General features: G+C 36.5%; 19 protein-coding genes. 9 read left to right on the top strand and 10 right to left on the bottom strand.

All coding sequences use genetic code 11. The features are described from left to right. A partial coding sequence (locus tag EGI24_RS21760) for a maltotransferase domain-containing protein (RefSeq protein ID WP_255050753.1) occupies positions 1 to 1,086 on the bottom strand: 1,086 nt, incomplete at its 3' end. Between the two features lie 130 nt (positions 1,087 to 1,216). Here EGI24_RS21760 and EGI24_RS21755 point away from each other — a divergent pair. Then, entirely contained in the window at positions 1,217 to 1,903 is a 687-nt protein-coding gene (locus EGI24_RS21755; RefSeq protein WP_255050752.1) for a membrane or secreted protein, read from the top strand. On the opposite strand, the gene EGI24_RS21750 is transcribed toward EGI24_RS21755, so the two are convergent. Beyond that, positions 1,900 to 3,303, bottom strand: coding sequence for a hypothetical protein (locus EGI24_RS21750; RefSeq protein ID WP_255050751.1), 1,404 nt, complete (start codon positions 3,301 to 3,303; stop codon positions 1,900 to 1,902). The two genes, EGI24_RS21755 and EGI24_RS21750, sit on opposite strands and share 4 nt — an antisense overlap. A gap of 160 nt (positions 3,304 to 3,463) precedes the next feature. On the opposite strand from EGI24_RS21750, the gene rbfA reads away from it, so the two are divergent. The 6 genes from rbfA to EGI24_RS21720 all read left to right on the top strand — a co-directional run bounded on the left by rbfA (position 3,464) and on the right by EGI24_RS21720 (position 10,340). After that, positions 3,464 to 3,841 (top strand): 30S ribosome-binding factor RbfA, encoded by a 378-nt coding sequence (gene rbfA, locus EGI24_RS21745; protein ID WP_255050750.1) that lies wholly within the window; start codon positions 3,464 to 3,466, stop codon positions 3,839 to 3,841. A gap of 2 nt (positions 3,842 to 3,843) precedes the next feature. Beyond that, positions 3,844 to 5,064 (top strand): ABC transporter permease, encoded by a 1,221-nt coding sequence (locus EGI24_RS21740; RefSeq protein ID WP_255050749.1) that lies wholly within the window; start codon positions 3,844 to 3,846, stop codon positions 5,062 to 5,064. A gap of 6 nt (positions 5,065 to 5,070) precedes the next feature. Next, a complete protein-coding gene (locus EGI24_RS21735; RefSeq protein WP_255050748.1) occupies positions 5,071 to 5,538 on the top strand; it encodes a hypothetical protein in 468 nt (155 codons plus the stop codon). Between the two features lie 9 nt (positions 5,539 to 5,547). Beyond that, on the top strand, positions 5,548 to 8,010 hold the full coding sequence (locus EGI24_RS21730; protein WP_255050747.1) for a M1 family metallopeptidase: 2,463 nt from the start codon (positions 5,548 to 5,550) through the stop codon (positions 8,008 to 8,010). Further along, on the top strand, positions 8,011 to 9,024 hold the full coding sequence (locus EGI24_RS21725) for an SPASM domain-containing protein (protein ID WP_255050746.1): 1,014 nt from the start codon (positions 8,011 to 8,013) through the stop codon (positions 9,022 to 9,024). It abuts the gene before it with no gap. A gap of 83 nt (positions 9,025 to 9,107) precedes the next feature. Continuing rightward, positions 9,108 to 10,340 (top strand): T9SS type A sorting domain-containing protein, encoded by a 1,233-nt coding sequence (locus EGI24_RS21720; protein WP_255050745.1) that lies wholly within the window; start codon positions 9,108 to 9,110, stop codon positions 10,338 to 10,340. On the opposite strand, the gene coaD is transcribed toward EGI24_RS21720, so the two are convergent. The 4 genes from coaD to hisB form a co-directional block, all read right to left on the bottom strand. After that, the gene (gene coaD / locus EGI24_RS21715) at positions 10,341 to 10,796 is read right to left on the bottom strand and encodes a pantetheine-phosphate adenylyltransferase (RefSeq protein ID WP_255050744.1); all 456 of its coding nucleotides are present in this window, start codon (positions 10,794 to 10,796) and stop codon (positions 10,341 to 10,343) included. It abuts the gene before it with no gap. A 90-nt stretch (positions 10,797 to 10,886) separates the two neighbouring features. Next, positions 10,887 to 11,288, bottom strand: coding sequence for a biopolymer transporter ExbD (locus EGI24_RS21710; RefSeq protein WP_255050743.1), 402 nt, complete (start codon positions 11,286 to 11,288; stop codon positions 10,887 to 10,889). Then, positions 11,288 to 11,974: a MotA/TolQ/ExbB proton channel family protein gene (locus tag EGI24_RS21705; RefSeq protein WP_255050742.1), complete on the bottom strand. Its 687-nt coding sequence runs from the start codon at positions 11,972 to 11,974 to the stop codon at positions 11,288 to 11,290. Before EGI24_RS21705 ends, EGI24_RS21710 begins: the two co-directional genes overlap by 1 nt. 143 nt (positions 11,975 to 12,117) lie before the next feature. After that, complete coding sequence (gene hisB, locus EGI24_RS21700; RefSeq protein ID WP_255050741.1) at positions 12,118 to 13,239, bottom strand: bifunctional histidinol-phosphatase/imidazoleglycerol-phosphate dehydratase HisB; 1,122 nt, start codon at positions 13,237 to 13,239, stop codon at positions 12,118 to 12,120. Positions 13,240 to 13,335: 96 nt separating this feature from the next. On the opposite strand from hisB, the gene EGI24_RS21695 reads away from it, so the two are divergent. Both EGI24_RS21695 and EGI24_RS21690 read left to right on the top strand, forming a co-directional pair. Beyond that, positions 13,336 to 14,625: a serine hydrolase gene (locus EGI24_RS21695; protein WP_255050740.1), complete on the top strand. Its 1,290-nt coding sequence runs from the start codon at positions 13,336 to 13,338 to the stop codon at positions 14,623 to 14,625. Positions 14,626 to 14,722: 97 nt separating this feature from the next. Then, positions 14,723 to 15,436, top strand: a complete 714-nt coding sequence (locus tag EGI24_RS21690; protein ID WP_255050739.1) for a hypothetical protein — start codon at positions 14,723 to 14,725, stop codon at positions 15,434 to 15,436. 56 nt (positions 15,437 to 15,492) lie between these two features. On the opposite strand, the gene EGI24_RS21685 is transcribed toward EGI24_RS21690, so the two are convergent. From EGI24_RS21685 to EGI24_RS21670, 4 genes are all read right to left on the bottom strand, one after another. Beyond that, complete coding sequence (locus EGI24_RS21685; RefSeq protein ID WP_255050738.1) at positions 15,493 to 15,987, bottom strand: hypothetical protein; 495 nt, start codon at positions 15,985 to 15,987, stop codon at positions 15,493 to 15,495. A gap of 170 nt (positions 15,988 to 16,157) precedes the next feature. Then, positions 16,158 to 17,186, bottom strand: coding sequence for a hypothetical protein (locus EGI24_RS21680; protein WP_255050737.1), 1,029 nt, complete (start codon positions 17,184 to 17,186; stop codon positions 16,158 to 16,160). An 85-nt stretch (positions 17,187 to 17,271) separates the two neighbouring features. Continuing rightward, the gene (locus tag EGI24_RS21675; RefSeq protein ID WP_255050736.1) at positions 17,272 to 17,931 is read right to left on the bottom strand and encodes a hypothetical protein; all 660 of its coding nucleotides are present in this window, start codon (positions 17,929 to 17,931) and stop codon (positions 17,272 to 17,274) included. A gap of 712 nt (positions 17,932 to 18,643) precedes the next feature. Further along, positions 18,644 to 19,864, bottom strand: coding sequence for a patatin-like phospholipase family protein (locus tag EGI24_RS21670; protein WP_255050735.1), 1,221 nt, complete (start codon positions 19,862 to 19,864; stop codon positions 18,644 to 18,646). Between the last annotated feature and the right edge of the window lie 218 nt (positions 19,865 to 20,082).

Raw genomic sequence — 20,082 nt, 5'->3', positions numbered from 1 at the left:
TTGCCAGTCGTTACTTTCAAAATTTATCGGGTAGATGTCCTGGTATTTTTTTGGCGGATTCTCGGCATATTTTATCGTTCCATCTGGTAATATTTTAAACCAATCTGGATGCTCGGTGACCCATGGATGATCTGGCGAACACTGAATAGCCAAGTCCATGGCCAACTCCATGTTATATTTTTTGCATTCCTCTATAAGATGCTTGAATTCCTCCAAAGTGCCTAGCTCAGAATGAATTGCGGTGTGGCCACCTTCTGCCGACCCTATACCATAAGGCACTCCAGGCTCATCTGGCAGGCATTCTGTAGCATTGTTCTTTCCTTTTCTGAAGGTTTGTCCAATTGGGTGTACAGGCGGCAAGTAAAGTACATCAAAGCCCAGTTCTTGAATTCTTGGCAATAAGTTTTCTACATCTTTAAAATTTCCATGTTTCCCTACTTCTTTGGTGGCTGAGCGAGGGAAAATAGAGTACCAAGCCGAAAATTCTGCTTTTACACGGTCAGTAAAAATTAACCGTTCCTCTGACCAACAGGTATTTTCTTTGATGGGGTATTTGTCAATCCAGAGGTGCATTTGTTCGCTCCTACATATCCAAGTGGCTTCTTCGTACTTTTCCGGGTTTTTAAAAATACCGATTGCTTTTTTTATGTCTTCTTTGTCTTGGCCTTTTGCAGATTTTGCTATTATATTTAAGAAATCTAAACCCACCAAAAGCTCAACTTCGAGTTTCAAACCAGCCTTTATTTTTTCGTCAACTTCGTGCTGCCAGGTGGCAAAATGGTCAACCCAAGCTTCGATTTTGAAAGTGTAAAAGCCGATTTTTTCTGTAATAAATTCTCCACCAAATCTATCATTCACTTGAGCAAACATAGGTTTCTCAGTCCAAGACTTTTCTGATTCGTGTTTAAACCAAAGCCGTTGTCCAAGGTAATCATGACCGTCTATAAGTATGTCGGCAGATATTTGAACTTTCTGACCTTGAATGGTTTTGGTAGCGTATTTTCCTCCGTTAATTTCTGGTTTGATGTTTTCTATTACGGCCCTTATTTTGCCACCAGAAGGGAGGATAATTTTGGTTTTTGTCATAGGTGTATAATTTCGTCCCTCAAAAATATTACTATTGTTTCAATTTGACCTTGATTTTGATTAATAATTTGCATTTTTGTCATATCAAATCCTTTTAGATTTCGTTTAAGAAATTAAAAATCTGATTTATATGAAATACCTTTTGATACTTTTTCTTTTTGTAGGATTTATTGCCAATGGACAATCTCTTAAAGGGGCTTGGCAAAATATTGAAGCTGGCAAAACCACAACCATTATCGCTACGGATACTTATCTCACTGTAAATATATATGAACTTGAGTCTAAGAAATTTATAGAATCTTGGGGTGGGAAATATACGGTTGGTGTTACTAATGAGGCTTTTATGGAAATTGAATTTCATTCCCAAAATCCAGCAGTGGTGAATTCTTCACAATCTTATAATATCAATCTAAAGAAAAAAAGTTTGGAATTCAATGACAAAAAGTTTCAAAAACTTGATTTTGCCAAAGAAAACGCTCTTTCTGGACTTTGGCGAATAACTGCCAGAGCAAACGAAACAGGTGAAATGTCAGAAATGAAACCTGGCCCTAGAAAGACACTGAAAATCATGGCTGGCGGGTATTTCCAATGGTTTGCCATAAATACCCAAACACGTGAATTCTCTGGAACTGGTGGAGGCAGATATACGCTAGTGAACGGAAAGTATACCGAGAAAATAGAGTTTTTTTCTAGAGATAACAACAGGGTAGGAGCTGAGCTAAGTTTTGATGCTTCAGTGAATGGCAAAGCGTGGACACACGCTGGAAAAAGCTCAAAAGGTGACCCAATCAAAGAAATTTGGACCTTGCAAGATTAAATTCTTACGTAAAGTCCCTTTTCTGAGCTTTTGTATTTGGCACCCAATTCAGGAATATTTTTAAAAATGGCGGGAATTACATTTTCACCATCGATGATAACATCTGGCATGTCTTTCTTGAAATTATTATAGATATTGGAAAGACTCATGTAGTTGTTTGGGTTTTTAAAATCTGATTGAGCAAGACTCCAACTCAAATAACCTGTAGCCATACTGTTGGTTCTGTAAGCGTCAATGTGTTGGCCAGTTACAAAAATCCGCTTTCCTTGGTATTGTGGTGCAAGTTCAGATTCCACTACCCTGAAATTGGCAAGAGCATTGAGTTTATAGCCCATCAGTGACTTAGCCCCTGTTACTGAGATTAGTAATACAATTATAAAAAACAGCATAAAAAGTACCTCAGGGATAAGCATTTTTTTGGCATGAATAAAAAATCCTGCACAAAAGAACGCCAATGGAACAATCATATAAATCAGATTAGAGGGTACGTATTGACCTGAGATAAGAAAAGCTGCCAACGAAAAAAACGAGCTTATGATAATTAATTGGTGCGATCGGTTCTGAAAACTGTTGTACCTATTTCCTCTCAAAACCCTTATTATTCCAAAAAGGCCTACCGTCATAGGCAATACCAACGAAATAAGTATATCTCGGAAACTAAGTAATGAAATATCGAAGGTTGAACTTAGATTAAATAACCAAATATTGGTGAAATAATCGGCTTGGTCGTTGAAGAAAAAATAAAGGTACATGAAAAAGATTGGCATTATGTAGGCCAAAATGACCATAAACGTCTGTCTTAAATTAATACCAGTGTAAAGGAACAATACCAAAATAGCCCAAGCAATTAGGATAAAACTAGGCAAATGGAAAAGCGTAGCTATTCCTAAAAATAAACCACTCTCAAACACATCATCACCTACACCTTCTCGTTTTTCAATCTGTCTCAATGTGGCGTTTAATGACATCAGAACAAATGTATTTGCCATCAAAGCAGGTGAAAGCTTCATGAAGTCAAACGAAGCGTTCATCAATGTCAGAAATATAAGTCCTGGGATGTAATTTTTCTCGTTAAAGAGGTTTCGTCTATTGGCAATAAAAACAAAATATAGTGTCTGTAAGAATATTAAAACCGTAGCGATAGTTTCATAAACAAATTGATTTTTTCCGGCCCAAAGGTCTACCATTTGATAAATGAAGCTCGAAAGTGGGCCAACTTGAGTTAAAACTTCACTGTAAAGGTTTAAGCCTTCATTTAGTTTTTCTCCAACCAACATCCACTCCAGTTCGTAGGTTAGCAAGGGTAGTTTACTTCCGATATAAATCATTTTTATACCCAAAAGCAAAGCTAGAAGGGTAATAACCTGGAAGATGGAATTAATTCTGAAAAACGTTAGCAAAGCCTTCTATTTTTAAATAATAAGCTGCAAAAATATCATTTCGTTTACGGATAAACCAAAAATAAGACTGATATTTGTAAAATAATTCTGCATGAGATGAGGTTTCTGAAAAATGCTGAACCTTTATATGCTTCTTAAAAGCAGATTTTTAAATTGATAAATGGAAAGTAAAAGACAAAAGCAGGTTGGTAGATTGATTCAAAAGGATTTAGGCGAAATTTTTCAAAGAGATTTCAAGTCGCTTTTTGAAGGGAATTTTGTGACAATCACAGACGTGAAACTTTCTCCAGACCTTAGTGTTGCTCGCGTTTATTTGAGTTTTCTTAAAACCAATAACAGAGAGGATATACTTCAAAATATAAAAGAAAATACTAAGAAAATCAGAGGTTTGTTTGGCCAAAAAGCCAAAAATCAACTTAGAATAATTCCTAATTTTAGTTTTTTCATTGACGATACTGCCGAATATGCTCAAAAAATTGAGCAATTGTTTGCAAATATTCACATCCCACCTGCTGAAGAAGACGAAACCTCAGAATAAGAATGAATCTGCCTTTTTTTGTTGCCAAGAAGTATTTTCTTTCAAAAAAAAAGAGAAGTTTTATAAACTTTATTTCTATTATTTCCATGCTGGGTATTGCACTTGGCCTAACTTCGTTGATTATCATCCTTTCGGTTTTTAATGGCTTGGAAGACCTCAACAGGCAGATTTTTAAAGCATTTGATCCAGATTTGAAAGTCACCTCCACGGTCAAAAAAGGATTCTATCCTTCAAAAGATCTTATCAGAAAAATCAATAAAATTAATGGGGTGGCTTATACCATGGAGGTATATCAAGACAAGGCTTTGGCCAGAAGCAAAGATGCTCAAATGATAGTGGTTTTGAAAGGCGTGGATAGCACTTTTACACAAAATGTGGAGATGAAAAAATCTCTCATAGAAGGTAAAATGGCCATATATAATGGAAATAGGCCGGTAGCCTACATTGGTGGAGGCGTATATTCAGTTCTTGACCTCAACGTAGAAGATTACCTCAGTCCTTTGGGTATTTTGTACCCAAAAAATCAAAAATTAAATGTTCTGACGCCCGACGATAACATCAATCAAGTCAATGTAGAAGTAGCAGGAGTTTTTGCTTTAGAACAACAATATGACAATTACGTGTATTTGCCAATAGCTACTGTAGAACAACTGATTGATGCTCCAGGTAAGCGAACGAGTCTAGAGATTTCATTGAAACCTGGCTATGATGTAAACACTGTGAAGAAGGACATTGCAGATATTTTGGGAGAAAACTTGCAAATTAAAGACAGAGACGAGCAAAATGAGTCTTTGCTCAAAGCCATAAAAATAGAGAAATTGTTCATATTTGTGGCTTTATTTTTTATCATTGGCATTGCTTCTTTTAATATCTTCTATGCCTTAAGTATGTTGGTCATTGACAAAAAGGACGATATTCAGACTTTATCTTCGATTGGAGCCACACAAAGCTTGGTAAAAAGTATCTTTTTGGCAGAAGGTTTCGTTATCTCGCTTATTGGGGTTTGCTTAGGTTTGGTGCTTGGATTGGGCATTTGTTTTATTCAAATGCAATTTGGGATAATTTCTTTGGGAATGCAATATGCTACAGTTGACGCCTATCCAGTGAAAATTATTCCATCAGATATTATTTATTCTGTTTTAGGCATATTTCTAATAACATTTCTGGCATCATTGCTTCCTGCAACAAAAGCTCAGAAATTTATGTTAAATCAAAAAAGTTAGTACCCAATGAACCATCGTTCGATAATTTTTATTGCTATATTTTTTATTTCTTTTGCTACAAAAGCTCAAGATTTCAAATCATATGTGGCCAATAAAAAATGGATTCTAGTAACTGAAAAAGCCGAGAAATCTGGGTCGATTAGGTTTATTCCTTATTCGATGGATAAAGTTACGCTGAATACCATGATTTGGATTTTCAAACCCAATGGACGAATAGAGTATGATTATCAATCTAGCGAGGATGTAGAGGCCTGCTTGGGTGTTGATTTCTTGGATTTGGATGTGGACGTTTCCACTTGGAGGTTAAACCCAAGCAATCAATCTATTTTATTGACGCTAAAAGGTGGTTATGCGAGTATTGACGATTTTATTTTGAAAAATGAATATGATTTTCAGGCTCTGGAGGAAGAAAATTTGGAGTCAGGTTTTGAATTGGTTTTGAAAAAAAAGGTTTTCTTTCGAAACCTCAATTAATGTTATTTTATGAAAAGAAGTGTTTTTATATTGGTGTTTTTTGTCAGCCACCTCCTGACAGCTCAGATTCAAAAATCACAGGACTTGAAATTTGATTTACTCCACACGGATTTAAAAATAAAACCGATATGGACCAATCAAACGTTGGAAGGCACAGCGACCTTAGCTCTCAAACCTTATTTTTATGATCAGGAAAGATTGGTATTAAATGCCAAAGGTTTTTTGATTGGAAGCGTACAGATTGGGCAAAAAACAGTGAAGTATGATTATGACAATGAGTTCTTAAGTATTACATTACCCAAGAAATACACAAGAAAAGACACCTTGGTGGTAAGTATAAATTATATTGCTCAGCCAGAAAAAATTGCTTCGCAAGGAAGCGATGCCATCGTGAGTGACAAAGGTCTATATTTTGTTAATCCTTTGAACACTCCAAACGGATTGCCAAGACAGCTTTGGACGCAAGGCGAAACGCAGGCAAACAGTTGCTGGTTCCCGACCATTGATACCCCGAATCAAAACCATACCCAAGATATTTATTTGACTATTGAGAAAAACTTCACAACACTTTCCAATGGGCTATTAGTGGATACGAAAATACATGAAAATGGTACCAAAACTGACCATTGGCAAATGAAAACTCCGCACGCAGTTTATCTCACAATGATAGCTGTTGGCAATTTTAAGAAAGTGGTAGATAGTACTTTTAAGCGTTTTGAAGTAAGCTATTATGTAGAGCCAGAATATGAAAAAAATGCCCTTGATATTTTTGGAAGAACACCAGAGATGATTTCGTTTTTTGAGAAAATACTTGGTGTGGATTACCAGTGGGCTAAATATGCACAGATTCCTGTCAGGAAATACGTTTCTGGAGCGATGGAGAATACCACGGCTACGGTACATTCTAAAACCTTGTTGAAAAATGGCCATCAACTGATAGATGGAAACGACGATGGGGTAATTGCCCATGAGCTTTTTCATCATTGGTTTGGGGATTATGTTACCTGTGAGTCTTGGTCGCATTTGCCTTTAAATGAGTCATTTGCAAACTATTCGGAGTTTCTTTGGGCGACCCAAAAGTATGGCAAAGACGAAGGTGATTTGGTGTACATCAACGCTCTTCAAGACTATCTGTATGAAGCCTCCCAAAAACAAGTTCCCTTAATTAGATTTGATTATTTAAGCAAAGAGGATATGTTTGATGCTCATTCTTATCAAAAAGGTGGGAGAGTGCTGCACCAGTTGAGAATGGAAGTGGGCGATGAAGCTTTTTTTTCTTCTTTGAATCATTATCTTAAAAGTCATGCTTTTCAAACTGCTGAAATCGAAGACTTGCGTATTTCTTTTGAAAAGATTACAGGAAGAGACCTGAAATGGTTTTTTGATCAATGGTTTAAACTGCCAGGTCACCCAAGGCTAAAGGTGCTTCAGAAAGTTGAAAATAAAAAACTGCTTTTGTCAGTTAGTCAGGTAGTTGACTCTGTAAATCAAATGGTTTATAAATTAAAATTGCCATTAAAAATATTTTCAGGTAAAACAACCTTAGAAAAGACCATAGAGATAGAAAAACAAGAGCAAGATTTTAGTTTTGATTTGGACGGGGATTTGAAAAACGTTTTACTAAATCCCGAAGGTTATTATTTAGGGACCATCGATCATGTAAAAACTACAGACGAATTGGTCTTTCAGTTTCAAAATTCTTCTCCTATTTATAGTCGTTTATTTGCTTTAGAGGCACTCACTTTCAAATCCGAAGATGGGGTAGGAGAAAATCCAATGCAAGATAAAGTGGTTAGAGACTTGACCATAGATGCACTAAAGGATGTTTTTTGGAAGATTAGACAAACAGCAGTTCAAAAGCTTTTTGATTATGATGGTGAAGACTTTTTGAAGGTAGAAAAAGCTTTGCAGAATTTGATTAGAAATGAAACCAAGTCAAATGTAAAAGCAGATGCCATTTTGGCCATGAAAAACTTTTTGAACCCCCAAAATGATTTATTGTTTAGAGCAGCTCTCAACGATTCGTCCAACCTTGTGAAATCTGCGGCACTTGAAGCCTTATTTACCAATAAAGTTGTGGATGCAGCAGAATTGGCTGAAAAGTTCTCGAGCAGTTATGATAATGCTATATTTGCTTCAGTGGCCAACTACTATACAGAGAATCCTCAACCTCAACATTATGAGTGGTTTATGTCGAGGTTAAGCAGAATGGAAGGGGTAGAGGTCTATCAATATTTGGCGATATTTGGTTCATATTTGGCACGGTCAGATAAAGATTTAATTCTCAAATCTATTCCTTATTTGACAGATTTAGCCTCTAACGAGCCAGAGTGGTTTGTTAGAATAAGTGCCGCTCAAATATTGGACATGCTTAGCGATGATAATAAAGAAGCCGAAATGGCCTTAAAACAAGTAATAGCCAAGGAAAAGGATGCTAGATTGATCAATTATTACGAGCAATTCAAAAAGTAAATGTGGAGTGATTATATCAATTTTTTATCAAAACTCACATTTAAGAGAGCCATCAATGCCTTGGGCTTGGTCTTTGGATATATTTATTCTAAAATCACTAAGACGCCCGTTAATGGTTTTTTGCCAGTTGCCTTGGCAATTGAGCCCACTACATCCTGTAACTTACGATGCCCAGAGTGCCCTAGTGGCCTGAGGTCATTTACACGCCCTACAGGTATGCTCGAGACTAAACTTTTTGAAAACGTCATCACTGAACTCAAAGATGCTTTGATGTATTTAACCTTTTATTTTCAGGGCGAACCTTATCTGCACAAGGATTTTTTAGAAATGGTCAAGTTCGCTTCGAACAACGGAATTTATACCTCAACTTCTACCAATGCTCATTACTTGAATTATGAAAATGCCAAAGCTACGATAAAATCAGGCTTAGACAGAGTAATAATTTCATTGGACGGTACAACGCAAGATACCTACCAACAATATAGAATTGGTGGATCTTTGGACAAAGTTATTGAAGGTACAAAGAACCTTATTGCAGCCAAAAGAGAGCTAAATTCTAGTACTCCTCATATCATATTCCAGTTTTTGGTAGTGAAACCCAATGAGCATCAGATAGCTGAAGCCAAAGATTTGAGCAAGACGCTTGGTGTGGATGAGATTAGATTTAAAACTGCCCAAATTTATGATTATGAAAATGGTTCGGGCTTGATTCCTGAAAATGACAAATATGCCCGCTATAAAAAGAATACGCAGGGCAAATATGAGATTAAAAATAAACTTCTAAATCACTGTTGGAAAATGTGGCATTCAGCAGTCATCACTTGGGATGGTTTGGTAGTTCCGTGTTGTTTCGACAAAGATGCAGAATACCGTATGGGTAATGTTTCCAAAAGCTCTTTTAAGGATGTTTGGATGTCTGAAAAATACCTTTCATTTCGAAAACAGCTTATTGGATCAAGGAAAAACATAGAAATGTGCAAAAATTGTACGGAAGGGACAAAAATCTGGGGTTAATGCCGAACGTTAGGAAAGTTTTTGCCGTATATTAGGTATTGGTTCGACTTTTGTGAACTATTATTTTCAAGATATTTATGCTATTGAAAAAAATAATTTTCAGTATTTTGGTTTTGAGTAGCGTGTTTTGTTATGCACAAGATTCTGCAGATGGATTTGTGATTGAATGCGAGGCCTCTGAAGAAAATGAAGATGTAGCTTTTCTCGGACCGTCTTTCAAAAACTTAAAATCTGCTGCAAAAACCGCTACGATCAATGTGACCTATTCTAATTTTCCTGATGACGCCAAAGCGGCGTTTCAAGCAGCAGTGGATGTATGGCAAAGTTTACTTATTACGAAAGTTGCCATAAAAATAACAGCAAATTGGGATGGAATCACCAGCAGCACTTTAGCAACCTCAGGTGCAAAAAAAGTGTACAAAAATTTCGCAAATGCCCCCATTAAAGATGTTTGGTATCCTTCAGCACTGGCGGAGGCCATTGCGGGGGTAAATCTCAACGGTACAGAGGCTGATATTGCCATTACAGTAAACAAAAATATCAGTTGGTCATTTGATACAGACGGAACCCGACAAGCCTTCAAATATGATTTAATGACGGTAATTCTTCACGAAATTGCCCATGGATTGGGATTTACGACCTCTATGAAATTGGCGGGTACAAACGAGACCCAAGCTCAGTGGGGCATAGAGGGCCTTCCGCTTATCTATGACATTTTTTCTCAAAGATCCAACGGCCAAGTTTTGACCAACACGGCCATCATTGGTAATCCATCTACACAATTAAAAGCAGCTATCACCAGTGCAGATGTTTTTTTTAAGATTTCTTCTGGACCTTTATCAAATGATTATCCCAAAATGTACGCCCCAACTACATATCGCAGTGGAGGTACACTGTCACACTTAGATGAGTCCAAATATCCCAAGGGCTCAGAAAATTCTTTGATGTCGCCGCAAATCGGTGCTGCCGAAATTAATCATTATCCTGGTCAGGTAATTTTGGGTATATTGAATCAAATTGGATGGGGAGTTTTAAATTATGATGGATTTCTGATTACCGCCACTGAGCCCCAAGATATTTCCCAACAACTGTTTATTTATCCAAATCCTTCTCCGGATGTCCTCAATATAATTATTCCTGAAAAATACCACGATAAAACTGTTCAAGCCCAAGTATTTGATTTGAGAGGAGTATTGATGGAAGAAGAAATTTTCGAAAGTCAATCAAATGCAAAAATAAACATCGAAAAATTGCCTTTTGGGAAGTACATCTTGAGAATTGCTCAGAATGAGTCCATTCCTTTTATCAAGAACTAATTACTCGATTTTGTAAGGAATATATGGTGTAATATCCGCACCGAATTTATGAAGCTCTCTTACTATTGTGGAGCTGATGGGAGCCAGTTCTGGTGCAGTAATTAGAAACACAGTTTCTAAGTCTTTGGCCAACTGGCGGTTAACCTGCGAAATGGTGTTTTCATATTCAAAATCTGTGGTGTTTCTTAATCCCCTTAGAATAAACTGAGCTCCGTATTTTTTTGCTACTGAGGCAGTTAGGTCATCATAATGAACGATTATTATTCTCGGGTCGTTGGCAAAAGCTCCCTTGATTTCTCGCTCTATAACGTCTATTTCGAAATATCTTTTCTTATTGGTGTTTGTACCTATGCCGATAATGATTTCATCAAAAAGCTTTAATCCTCTTTCAACAATATCTGCGTGACCTTTGGTGAAAGGGTCAAACGAACCGGGGAAGAAAGCTACTTTTTTCATTTTTTATCTTGAGATATTATTTAGGAACTTTGTTGTTACACAAAGTTATACGAAGAAGGCACAAAGGTTCACAAAGGATATTTTGGCTTATTATTTTGACAATTCTGTGGCTAAGACCATTCTGATTTTTATTCTTGCACCTATGGCCATTACATCTACCAAATCCTGAATTGTCAGATTTTGCTCGGCTCTTAATATCACCGTTGGTTCTTCCATTCCAGTGGTGGCTTCTACCAAAGATGCTTCCAATTGTGGAAAAGGAATCGGCTTTTTATCTATAAAATACTGCTTGTCTTCGGTGATAGATAAGGTAATAGGTTGCTTACTAACGTCATGCGTTGATTTGTCAGACTTTGGCAACATCAATTTTATAACGTTCGGGCTTCCGAGTGTTGACACAATCAAGAAAAACAAAAGCAAGAAAAACATGATATCGTTCAAGGAAGAAGTCTGAACCTCGGCCTCAAAACGTCTTTGTCTTTTAAATTTCATTAGCGAATTGGCTCATTTAATGTATCAAAAAAGTCCATAACCGTCGCTTGTAGATTGATGCTGAATTTATCAATCATCATGTTTATACCATGGTAGAAAGAGTAAGCCAAAAGACCCACCACTAGACCTGAGAAACTTGAAATCATTTTTTCATAAAGACCATTTGAAATGGTTTCTATAGAGAAATTTCCAGTAACAGATATCTCATAAAATATACGAATGATACCTGAAATAGTTCCCACAAAACCCAAGGTTGGAGCCACACCAGCTATCAAACCGAGGTAACCCATGTTCTTTTCCATTTTAGAAATCTCTAAATTGGACTGTATTTCCATAGCACTTTCAATGTCTTTTACAGGTTTTCCAACTCTTGCAATTCCTTTCTCCAGAATTCTAGAAATAGGCTTATTGGTACCCTTGCAGAGTGATGAAGCTGTACGTATATCACCTCTCAAAATATTGTCTTTCAGTGATCTAAGAAAGCCCATGTCGATTTTTGAAGCATCTTTGATAAACAAATATCGTTCTGCTGCCAAAAACAGCGTGACCAAAAGTAAGGCCATGATGGGGTAAATAACGATACCACCTTTAAACAACAACGAGAGATAATTGATACTTTGAACTCCTGCTACTGCGGCGGTTGAGTCTGTAGCGGCAGGTACTTGAAGAATGAGGTCTAAAAGCATATTTTGATGGGTCTAATTTATTTTTTGCGTTATTAACTGAAAAGCTACTTAAATATTTTGCAAAATAAGGTTTTTTTGGCCAAAATCAGAAAAATCGAACCAAACTATCAAATTTCCTTAAATTATTTTTCTAATTGCTTTACTCACAAAGTACCTTTTGTACTTGGCATAGCGTCCAAATCTTTGATATTTCTTTGAACGGCCATTTTTATGGCTTTTGCCCAAGCTTTAAAAATGGATTCGATTTTATGGTGCTCATTATCCCCCTCACATTTGATGTTTAGATTACATTTTGAGGTATCGGAGAAGCTTTTGAAGAAATGCATGAACATCTCCGTTGGCATTTCACCAATTTTTTCTCGTTTAAAGCTCGCATCCCATACCAACCATGGTCTTCCTGAAAAGTCAATGGCTACCTGTGAAAGACATTCGTCCATAGGCAAAAGGAATCCATATCGGTTGATACCTCTTTTGTCGCCCAAAGCTACCAAATAGGCTTCTCCCAATGCCAAGGCAGTGTCTTCTATGGTATGGTGTTCGTCTATGTGTAAGTCTCCTTTTACAGTGATGGTCAAATCGGCACCTGAATGTTTGGCGAGCTGGTCCAACATGTGGTCAAAAAAGCCCAAACCGGTTTCTATGTGCGATTTTCCTTTTCCGTCCAGATTCAATTTTACGTAAATGTCGGTCTCCTTAGTAGTTCTTTTAACCTCGGCTACACGCTCAGGAAGTTTCAAGAATTCATATATTTTGTCCCAATCTTTGGTGACCAATGCCGTAGCATTTTTCTGTTCTTCGGTGGCAGTTTCGGGCAAAGTTTCTCCAATAAAGATTCCTTTTCCACCTAGATTTACAGCCAATTGCATATCCGTAAGCCTATCGCCCAAAACATAAGAATTGGTCAAATCGTACGCACCTTCGAAATATTTGGTCAAAAGTCCGGTTCTTGGTTTTCTGGTTGGGGCGTTTTCGTGTTCGAAAGTTCTGTCTATAAAGACCTCGTCGAATAGGATGTTTTCGCCTTCCAATAGATTCATCATTTTCTGGTGTGCCGGCCAAAAAGTTTCTTCGGGGAAAGAATCTGTTCCAAGGCCGTCTTGATTGGTCACCATGGCCAACTCAAAATCGGTTTCTTCAGATATTTTTCTAAGATTGGAGATTACTTTTGGTAAAAACTCAAGTTTTTCTAGAGAATCTATTTGGAAATCTATGGGAGGTTCAACGATTATGGTACCGTCGCGGTCTATAAAAAGGACTTTCTTCATCTGTTATATTTTTTGCAAAAATAGGCCTAGAATTATTCTTTTTAAAATTATCTTTACATTTAGACCATTAATATTCTAAAATTCAACCTCAGAATCATGAAAAAACTTCTTCTTCTTTTATTTGTAGCATTTCATTCCTTTGCTCAGACCAAATCGCTCAAAATCAGTGCTCCGCTTAAAGACTCCGCTCCAGAAAGTGCTGGAATGTCTTCAGAAAGAATCAAGCGAATTGAAGATATGTTGGCAGAAGCCATCAAGAATGAAACCATTCCTGGAGCCACTGCTTTGATTATAAAAGATGGCAAAATAGTTTATCAAAAAGCCTTTGGATATGCCGATGTGCCCAACAAAGTGGTGATGAAAAATGACCATATTTTTAGAATTGCCTCTATGTCGAAGGCCATCACTTCCACAGCCATCATGATGCTTTGGGAACAAGGAAAATTCACCTTGGACGATCCCATTTCTAGATATATTCCTGAATTTAAGAATCCAGTGGTTTTGGATAGATTCAAAATGGCGGATTCTACCTACTCCACCAAACCTGCTGATAAAGAAATTACTATCCGCCATTTGCTTATGCACACTTCAGGCCTAGGTTATGGCGTAATAGATGGCGACGAAAAAATGAAGGCCATTTACAAAAAGGCTGGCATCGTGGATCTTTTCACCACTAATCCAGTTAAAATCGGGGATAATATCAAGAAATTGGCTAAGCTTCCTCTACACGCCAATCCAGGTGAGAAATTTATTTACAGTGAAGGATTAGATGTTTTGGGATATTTGATAGAAGTGGTTTCGGGACAGACTTTCGATGAGTTTTTGCAAAAGAATTTGTTTGAACCGATGGGTATGAGTGATACTTATTTCTATTTGCCATCCGCCAAGTCTGACAGATTGGTGAAAGTACACACCAAAAAAGATAACAAGTGGGTTCATTTTACGGATACTTTTTATGATGTAGATTATCCGGCCAAAGGTGCCAAAACTTTCTACAGCGGTGGAGCAGGTCTTTCTTCTACGGCCAAAGATTACGCCACGTTTTTGCAAATGTATGTAAATGGAGGTGACTACAATGGTAAGCGTTTTTTGAGCAAAACCACCATAAAAGCCATCATGGCTGACCAATTGGGCGATATTTGGGGTGGCGACAAAAGTGCCACCGGCCACGGTTTAGCTTTTGGTTTAGTTAAAGCCAAAGGTGAAGGCAAAGGCGGAAGCGGCTCAGAAGGCACCTTCGATTGGGGTGGATATTTCAACACCGCCTACTTTGCCGACCCGAATTCCAAAATCATAGGCGTATTGATGAAACAAACGCAAAGAATCGGGGAGGACAGAACTTCCACGCTTTTCAGACAAATGGTTTTTGCGGCGGTGGATGAGTGATTTGAAAGATGCTGTGCTTAGTATTCAGACTAAGCACATCGAGATTAAGAGTTCTCTATAGTGAGACTCTTGACTTGCTAATCAAAAAGGGAATGCAATGAGCAATAGATTCGCATTTATGTTCTTTTTTATGATTTTGATTGCTAATTTTTTCTTTTTAGAAAAGATAGAGCCTTCAGATTACCAAGCCTATGAAGACAAGCTTTTGAGTCTTTTCTTATTCCAATTTGACTATTTCTTATTGTATGTTTATGTTACAATTAAGTTTATCAAAAATCCAATTTGGCCATTGTTTTGGTTAGGCTTCGTTTATGGTTCTCTTTTTATTATGGGTATGTCTTCTATCGTAATCACCGATGAGAAAAAATTTGAAGTGATTTATTCCTATATCCAACCAGTTTTAAGGCTAATAATAATAGGTATTTTTGTGCATATTGGTTTGGTTAGAATCACTAATATTTCAAAAACTAATGCTTTCCTGTTGGCACTAGGTTTAATTGCAGGCTTGTATTTTCTGTTTTTATTACATGCTTATCCAAGGCCCATTATGTGGTCCTTTTATTTTTATTGGTTAGTTCTGATATCTTTTTTAATGGTTGGACTTTTGGTTAAATTCCCTAAAACTACCCTACTTTTTTCAATTGGATTGATAGGTGTTTTTGTGTCAGATCTATACTATATCTCGCCACCAGAAGTTCGGTATTATGAACTCACTTATCTTTATATTAGGATAATCAATACCATAGGGGAGTATTTGATGGTCAGTTATATATTGAACCATTACATTTCTCTTAAAAGTAGCAGAGTGTAGTTGAGAGTCCACTAAAGGGGGGCACTAAACGGACTAAAAAGTGATGTTTTACACATTTATTTTTTATTTAATCGTTTATTCGCCCAGTTAATCAGAAAAAATAAGACTACTCCCCCAATCATAGCTAACGGAATTTCCATTTTGTCACTTTCAATCTTGGCATTGACACAATCGAAGCCGATGTATTCTTTTTCTCCAAACTTTAAGGAAACTACATCTTTCAAATCGTTTGATTTAAGCCCTTTGTCAGTATCGATGCCAAGAGTAACTTGTTTACCAATTAATTTTTTGAGCTCAATTTGTGGATAATTAAGACAATCTGAATATTCAGGCTTGATTTTGAACTCACTAGAATTGTTTTTAAGTCTTATGTCGTAAGAGATGCTCCACTTATTTTTCAATTTAAAACGTTCGAAGCTCTCTATTTGTCCACTTACATATTCAAGTGTACCATTGGAAACTCTGTTTTTTAAAAGTGCAGACATAAGAATGTAAAGCAAAAAAATTGTGCCTATTCCAATTACTATTTTCTGAAAAATGTCTAGTTTCAATTAGTTTTTGTTTTTAATTCATGTTGCAGCAGAGTCTCTGTCAGGGACTCTGCGTGGTATTAATAGTATATTCTTTCGAATTTGCGTGAAGTTCAGAGTTCGTTAAAGGTAGACTCTGGACGGACGAAATTCTTTTTGTTTGCTATAATTGCATGTCTTTTAATTGCTGATTATGAAAGGATAAAATTGAAGTTCCTGTAAAGCCAGTCTATTGCTTGGATTACTTCATGACTTAGAACTAGTTTTTCTAACCCCTCTTTAATATTAGTAAGCCACTTATGAATTTTAGACTTTGACGGCTGTTCTTCAAAAAGCTCCTCTTTAACTTTATCAAAATTTGTAATAAGAGTCTGTTTTTGATTTAACCCTATATTCTGTTCTTTCCAGATGAGTTCAATCAATTCAGATATTTTATCTGCTATCTCACTTTTACCATTTAGAGAGTCAGAAATCTTTATATCCTTACCAATAATTATTTGTCCAGAATTATTGGTTATGTCACCAACTTGAATCTTATGTCCCATAAATATTTCATTTTTTATTGTAGGCTGTTGAGGTAAATATTGTTTTACATTTTGGTAATCAAAAAGGCTTTCATGTGGTATAGAATATTTTACATTTTTTTCTTCGTTACTAATAAATCCCTTTAAGATTTCTGACATGCTCTTAACTTCAACTGTTTTGGTTTCAAAACTCTCAAATTCATTTTCACAAGTGTCTTTAAAGAAATCGAAAAGTTCCTTATTGATTTCATCTAAATTGTCAAAAACAAATTGCAAACAAAGAAAATTACTGTTGGTTTCTTTTCTGAAAAGCAAATATTTCTGTTTATATTTAAACACTTCTGGAAGGTCTTCTGATTCAAATTTTTCTTTGAACTCTTGAATCGAAGAATAATTATTATTCCAAATACTTGCAAAAACATCATCTCCCGACCATATTTTAAGTTCCTTTAGCCTAGTTATTACAGGAGTGTAAATATCTTGGGTAATCGGTTGGAATTTTTCCTCAATTATCTTTTGTATTTCGTCATATTTCTGTTTGTCGATGTAATTACTACGAGGGTTTAATTTGGACCTTTCAATGTTCAGTTTACTCAGCTCGGAACAAAGAGGAAGATACTTGTTAATAAGTTCGGTTTTTCTTTCGTCTAAATAGTCAATAAAATCAAAAAGAGCTTGTATTTTTTCGGGTATCATAATTTTCTTTTGGAAATGTGACTGGCACTAGGGTGAAGTTCAGAGTCTCGTAAATGGAGACTCTAAACGGATGGATAACTGGTTGTTATTCGGCAAATTTGTTATTTAACTTTTTCATTTCCGTTACTATTTGGCCAATGTATTCCTTTTGATCACAATTTTGTATTAAAGCTTTATTGAATACTCTAACTAACTCGGAATAGTTCTCCTTATATATTATCTTAAAAAGCAACTTCAACCTGCCTTGAAGGAAATCTTGATTATTGTCAACTCTGGCAATCATTAAAAGTGCTTGATTAAAAACTGTTGTTGAATACATAATTTTGTTTAGACTACTTTCATTTAGAGCTAGATCGAAGGGTTCAGAACTGCCAATCCGTCTCGATGCATCAAAAATGGTAGTAAGTATTTCGTTATCGAGCTTTCTAGTAATATCAGAAATGTTGAGAAAATCATCTTCAAGACGGTTGATTTGTTCATGGATATGCTGAAAGTATTGTTGTTGTTGTATAAGTTTATTAGCCTTAACCTGTTCTTTAAAAGTTATAAATACTAATAAAGCTGCCAACCCATTAATAAATGGTGCTGTAATTCCACCTAATGTATCTCCAATTTCTCCAGAATCTGTATAGTCAAACCATGAACCAGTAACAACATTTTTTAATAATGGCGGAATAATTACAATTATTACCAATAATATAACAATCAACTGAAGGTTTGTGAGTTTGTTTAGATCAAATTTCATTGTTTTGTTATTAAAGACTTTCTACTAATAAAGAAGCCCATGCTTTATGTCGGAGATAGTATTCCAAGAGTCGAATATAGTAAAAAAGCTAAATATTATTTCAAGTTTTGTTTCTAAAATTAGTAAGAAGCAATAAAGCGACCACAATGTTAAGTTAAGTATTTATTTGAAGTCATTGCAATATCAATACGAGCTAATTCAAAGTCCGAATAGATACTTACATACCATAGAACAAGGTTCATTTACACTCTTATTCCTCAATTTAAGCCTATATCGTTAATTAGATATTATTGCCAAAGTGCATCCGTGTCCTAATTATGGTTAACGTTATGTCTAATTAATCTTAGGAAGTGGGAATGTCGCTGCTGGGTATTTTGGAATTCTTTAATGACATTTCGATTTTGCGGTTCGATTTTGGGAATGAGTTTGGCATTTAAGAGAAGTTCAGAGTCCCGTAATGGGAGAGTCTGAATGGACAAAAAACGTAACGTGTTAATTTTAAATTACTTAAGTAGGCATTGAGTGGAATTGACTGTCCAATAAATACGGAAATCTGAATATTCTAATTAAATACTTTGCTTATTTGTTGAAATCTCTAAATTTATTTGTTTAGATACAATGGATTTTAATTGTTATCAAAAGTAATCCCGTTTTAGTAGGATTCAAAACGATGTAAAAAAAGCTTTTTCCAATGTCAAATTGATAATAAACCTCACCCCATCGTCCCCCTCAATTTCTTATACCCCTCCCAATCAAATTTATCCAAGAAATCGGCGGCGGCACGAACGCCTCTTTTGAAGAGGTCGAGTTTTTCTTCGTCGGTGATGTCGAAGTTGAGCCAATTGTGCCCGTCGGTGTCTATCATGCCTATGAGGTGTTTGTAGTCGCGGTTTTTGAGTAGGAAATCGTAGTCGTGGAGGTATCGCATGGTGTTAAATATCGCAAAGAAATACTTCAGGAAGGTTTTTATGCTGTTGAATTTTTGGCGGTCTTTGCCCAGCCTTACACCAAAGGTAGGTTTGCGTGGCACACCCGCACTCAGGTGAAATACATTGATGGGGAAGTTGGACAGCGTGCCGCCATCCACAAAATTGATTTTCTTGGGTATTTCACCTTCATAACCTACGGTGTCTTTCCACAAGGTTTCTTGGTTGGTGGGTAGATTCTGAACGGTGAAAGGCTTGAAAAACAGCGGGATAGACATCGTGGCCCGCACATATTTGGAGGGTGAAACCTCGTCGGAATTCTTAAAATACAACTCTTTGTGTAGCGGAAATTCAACTTTGGTTTGGGTAGTCACATCAGATGCTATGATAGCTATTTTGGAAGTGAAGACGGTATTTCCGGTAACGCCTTCTTTGAGTTTCAATTGACTGGCTACCGTATTTCTATGGTTTTGTAAGTCGCTGGTGGTGTTTATTTGGTGGGTTTCCAAGATGTTCTTTACCCAATCTTCAAAGTTTTTGCCTTCGTTTAGGCCCAGTTCTTCTTTAATGAGTCTGATGAGTTTACCTATGTTAAAAAGGTTTTTTATGCCTACCCATATCATGGGTTGTTCGCTCAGTACGTCTTTGATGATTTTCTTTACATAAGGCTCGCCATCCACAAAGTCAAAGAAGTTTTTGTTGCTGATGATGTCGATCAATTCTTCGGAGATGGTATTGTATTTTGTGGGTTTCACGCTGGCCAGCATCATGGCATTTATAGCTCCAGCCGAAGTGCCAGCTAGGCTGCAGAATTTGATTTTGGCTTGCTCCAAAGCATAAGTATAGCCCACCAAAGCAATGCCCAACACGCCGCCGCCTTCCATTACGATGTCTACATATTGGTTGCCTTGGACGTCCAGCGTATCGGATACTTTTGGGTTTTTGGTCTTTATTTTGGCTATCAATTCCAGTACTTCCGGGTCTTCGGTGAAGTCTTTTATATTCATTGCTTTTTTGTTTTGAAGATAAAATGGTTTTCTTGTAATTGCAATTAAGTACTTGTAAATCAGGTGTAAATACTTGAGGGATTGAGTAGAATGTACATGTGGTTTGAGGGTTTCTTTAGAACTTAATAAGCATTGCCGTTTTTAATTCTCTTTCGTGCCTTGCCAGGCGGGCTTACTTTTTTGCGAGTCGTCGCACCGTTCGAAAAAAAAGTAACAAA

Source organism: Lacihabitans sp. CS3-21, from assembly GCF_024343675.1.
GTDB lineage: Bacteria > Bacteroidota > Bacteroidia > Cytophagales > Spirosomataceae > Leadbetterella.
This window is presented reverse-complemented; position numbering and strand designations above follow the sequence as displayed.

Coding starts and splice junctions, on each gene's coding strand:
- EGI24_RS21670 (WP_255050735.1), bottom strand. CDS start 19,864: ATGAATATAAAAGACTTCACCGAAGACCCGGAAGTACTGGAATTGATA.
- EGI24_RS21710 (WP_255050743.1), bottom strand. CDS start 11,288: ATGAAATTTAAAAGACAAAGACGTTTTGAGGCCGAGGTTCAGACTTCT.
- EGI24_RS21680 (WP_255050737.1), bottom strand. CDS start 17,186: ATGATACCCGAAAAAATACAAGCTCTTTTTGATTTTATTGACTATTTA.
- EGI24_RS21690 (WP_255050739.1), top strand. CDS start 14,723: ATGAGCAATAGATTCGCATTTATGTTCTTTTTTATGATTTTGATTGCT.
- rbfA (WP_255050750.1), top strand. CDS start 3,464: ATGGAAAGTAAAAGACAAAAGCAGGTTGGTAGATTGATTCAAAAGGAT.
- EGI24_RS21695 (WP_255050740.1), top strand. CDS start 13,336: ATGAAAAAACTTCTTCTTCTTTTATTTGTAGCATTTCATTCCTTTGCT.
- coaD (WP_255050744.1), bottom strand. CDS start 10,796: ATGAAAAAAGTAGCTTTCTTCCCCGGTTCGTTTGACCCTTTCACCAAA.
- hisB (WP_255050741.1), bottom strand. CDS start 13,239: ATGAAGAAAGTCCTTTTTATAGACCGCGACGGTACCATAATCGTTGAA.
- EGI24_RS21705 (WP_255050742.1), bottom strand. CDS start 11,974: ATGCTTTTAGACCTCATTCTTCAAGTACCTGCCGCTACAGACTCAACC.
- EGI24_RS21725 (WP_255050746.1), top strand. CDS start 8,011: ATGTGGAGTGATTATATCAATTTTTTATCAAAACTCACATTTAAGAGA.
- EGI24_RS21675 (WP_255050736.1), bottom strand. CDS start 17,931: ATGAAATTTGATCTAAACAAACTCACAAACCTTCAGTTGATTGTTATA.
- EGI24_RS21755 (WP_255050752.1), top strand. CDS start 1,217: ATGAAATACCTTTTGATACTTTTTCTTTTTGTAGGATTTATTGCCAAT.
- EGI24_RS21740 (WP_255050749.1), top strand. CDS start 3,844: ATGAATCTGCCTTTTTTTGTTGCCAAGAAGTATTTTCTTTCAAAAAAA.
- EGI24_RS21730 (WP_255050747.1), top strand. CDS start 5,548: ATGAAAAGAAGTGTTTTTATATTGGTGTTTTTTGTCAGCCACCTCCTG.
- EGI24_RS21735 (WP_255050748.1), top strand. CDS start 5,071: ATGAACCATCGTTCGATAATTTTTATTGCTATATTTTTTATTTCTTTT.